The sequence below is a fragment of the Actinokineospora sp. genome (assembly GCF_050699995.1).
GTDB lineage: Bacteria > Actinomycetota > Actinomycetes > Mycobacteriales > Pseudonocardiaceae > Actinokineospora.
In genome coordinates this window covers 1-2,923 of sequence record NZ_JBOHGC010000272.1, presented here as the reverse complement: position 1 = coordinate 2,923, position 2,923 = coordinate 1, and the positions used below count along the sequence as shown (strand labels likewise).

3 protein-coding genes are annotated in these 2,923 nt (G+C 70.5%); all 3 read left to right on the top strand.

The features are described 5' to 3' along the window. Positions 1-627 (top strand): RNA-guided endonuclease TnpB family protein (locus ACRDSQ_RS13990; protein WP_431421490.1); only part of this gene is annotated, 627 nt, incomplete at its 5' end. Between the two features lie 131 nt (positions 628-758). Continuing rightward, positions 759-1,571 carry an SGNH/GDSL hydrolase family protein gene (locus tag ACRDSQ_RS13985; protein WP_431421488.1) on the top strand — a complete coding sequence of 271 codons (813 nt, stop codon included), beginning with the start codon at positions 759-761 and terminating at the stop codon, positions 1,569-1,571. Positions 1,572-1,672: 101 nt separating this feature from the next. After that, a complete protein-coding gene (locus ACRDSQ_RS13980; RefSeq protein ID WP_431421487.1) occupies positions 1,673-2,893 on the top strand; it encodes an acetyl-CoA C-acetyltransferase in 1,221 nt (406 codons plus the stop codon). The last annotated feature ends 30 nt before the right edge of the window (positions 2,894-2,923 follow it).

Below are 2,923 nucleotides of genomic sequence, written 5' to 3'. Positions count from 1 at the left end.
GCCCGCCGCACCGGCCCGGACCGGCGCACCCGGCAGGTCCCCTCGGGCCGGTGGCGCAAGACCCAGGCCCGCATCCGCCGCCTGCACACGGCGGTGGCCAACGCCCGGCGTGACGGGCTGCACCAGTTGTCCACCCGCCTGGTCGGCACCCACGGCACAATCGTGCTCGAAGACCTCAACGTGGCCGGGATACTTCGCAACCGACGGCTCGCCCGGCACATCGCCGGGGTCGGGATGGGTGAACTGAGACGGCAGATCACCTACAAGGCTGGTTGGGTCGGTGGCCGGGTGCATCTGGCGGACCGCTGGTACCCGTCGTCGAAGACCTGCTCGGAGTGTGGCGCAGTGAAAGCCAAACTGCGCCTGTCCGACCGGACGTTCCACTGCGACCAGTGCGATTTTGCTTTGGATCGCGATCTCAACGCAGCCCGCAACCTCGCGCAACTTGTGGACGAGGTCGCGGGTGGCATGTCCTCCCCGAGTTGCGGGGCGACACGAAACGAGCCCGATGGAAACCCACGTAAGACCCGCACCACGCGGGCACCGGGTACCGCCACGGGAAGACCCCCGAGGTCAACGCCGCACCGCAAGGTGACGGCACACGACACGGTTACACACGTTTCGTGAACGGTCTCACTCAAACTACGTGCGCCAGCCTATCCGCCCGCGTGCATGTGTCCGCGAGGTTGCGGTCTCCTGTTGCGTAAGGAACCTCCGGGTTATGCGATACGTCTTCTAGGGACCGGGAGGAGGCAGCGATGGTGGGACTTCGGACTTTGCGCGTGGCCGCGATGACGGCCGGATCGGTCGGCGGGCTCTCCGGGGTGGCCTACACGCTGCTCAACACCCAGTCCCGGCAGGCGAGGACGATCATCGGCGTGCCGCGCGACCTGCCGTTCAACGCCGATGGCGTGTACCGCCCGGATGGGACCGGCCCGGTGGCGCTGTCCACGACCGACGTGCTGACTTTCGCCATGTTCGGCGACTCCAGCGCGGCGGGCCTCGGGGCCGAGTCACCCGCGCGGCTACCGGGGGTGGTCCTCGCCCGGGCGCTCGCCGAGGAGTCGGGAAGGCCGGTGCGGCTCGTCACACACGCGGTGAGCGGGTCGCGGACCACCGGGCTCATCGCGCAGATCGACGCCGCGCTCCTCGACCCGCCCGACGTGGCCGTGGTGATGATCGGCGGCAACGACGTGACCGCCCGGATGCGGATCGGGACGTCGGCCGCGCTGCTCGCCGAGCAGGTGCGCAGGCTGACCGACGCGGGCACCGGGGTCGTCGTGGGCACCTGCCCCGACCTGGGCACGATCCGCCCGATCCCGCAGCCGCTGCGCTCGCTGGCCCAGCACTGGAGCCGGGCGCTGGCCCGCGCGCAGACCCGCGAGCTCAGCCGCACCGAGGCGACGTCGGTGCCGCTGGCGGCGATCGTGGGGCCATGGTTTCGCGACCGGCCCGACGAGTTTTTCAGCCCGGATCGCTTCCACCCCAACGGTGACGGCTACGCGCTGGCCGCGGGAGTGATGCTCGCCCCGCTGTGCGCGGCGGGCGGTGTGTGGAAAAGTTCGCGATAAGCGGCTGAGCGCGGGCGCTCCGCCTCGCGCCTCGGCCCGGCACCGTGGTTACCCAGGGGTAACCTCCGGTGTGGAACCGGCTATCGCGAAGGAGTCCCGCCATGCCAGAGGCAGTCATCGTCTCAGCGGTCCGATCCCCCATCGGCCGCGCCGGGAAGGGGTCGCTGGTCGACATCCGCCCCGACGACCTCACCGCGCAGATGGTGCGGGCCGCCCTGGACAAGGTCCCCGCGCTCGACCCGACCGAGATCGACGACCTGATGCTCGGCTGCGGCCTGCCCGGCGGCGAGCAGGGCAACAACCTGGGCCGCATCGTCTCGGTCCTGCTCGGCTACGACCATCTGCCCGGCTGCACCGTCACCCGCTACTGCGCGTCGTCGCTGCAGACCACGCGGATGGCGCTGCACGCCATCAAGGCGGGCGAGGGCGACGTGTTCATCTCCGCGGGCGTGGAGATGGTGTCGCGGTTCGTGAGGGGCAGCTCCGACTCGTGGCCCGACACCCGCAACCCGATCTTCGACGAGGCCGTCGACCGCACGAAGACCGTCGCGGAGAACGGCGCGACCGAGTGGCACGACCCGCGTGCGGACGGCATCGTCCCGGATGCCTACATCGCGATGGGCCAGACCGCGGAGAACCTCGCCCTGCTCAAGGGCGTCACCCGTGAGGACATGGACCACTTCGGCGTGCGGTCGCAGAACCTGGCCGAGACGGCGATCAAGGAGGGCTTCTGGGCCCGCGAGATCACTCCGGTCACCCTGCCCGACGGCCGCGTGGTCGACACCGACGACGGCCCCCGCCCGGGCATCACCTACGAGAAGACCGCGACCCTCAAGCCGGTCTTCCGCCCCGACGGCCGGGTCACCGCGGGCAACTGCTGCGCGCTCAACGACGGCGCCGCCGCCCTGGTGATCATGTCCGACACGAAGGCGAAGCAGCTGGGCCTGACCCCGCTCGCACGGATCGTGTCGACCGGCGTGTCCGGCCTGTCCCCGGAGATCATGGGCCTGGGCCCGGTCGAGGCCTCCAAGCGCGCGCTGGCGCTGGCCGGTCTGACGGTGAACGACATCGACCTGTTCGAGATCAACGAGGCGTTCGCCGCGCAGGTCCTCCCCTCGGCCCGCGACCTCGGCATCCCGGAGGACAAGCTCAACGTCAACGGCGGCGCCATCGCGATCGGCCACCCGTTCGGCATGACCGGCGCCCGCATCGCCACCACGCTGATCAACTCCCTGCAGTGGCACGACAAGCAGTTCGGCCTGGAGACGATGTGCGTCGGCGGCGGCCAGGGCATGGCCATGGTCCTGGAGCGCTTGAGCTGAGGTAGGACGGTGAAGGGCGCCCGGCACGGC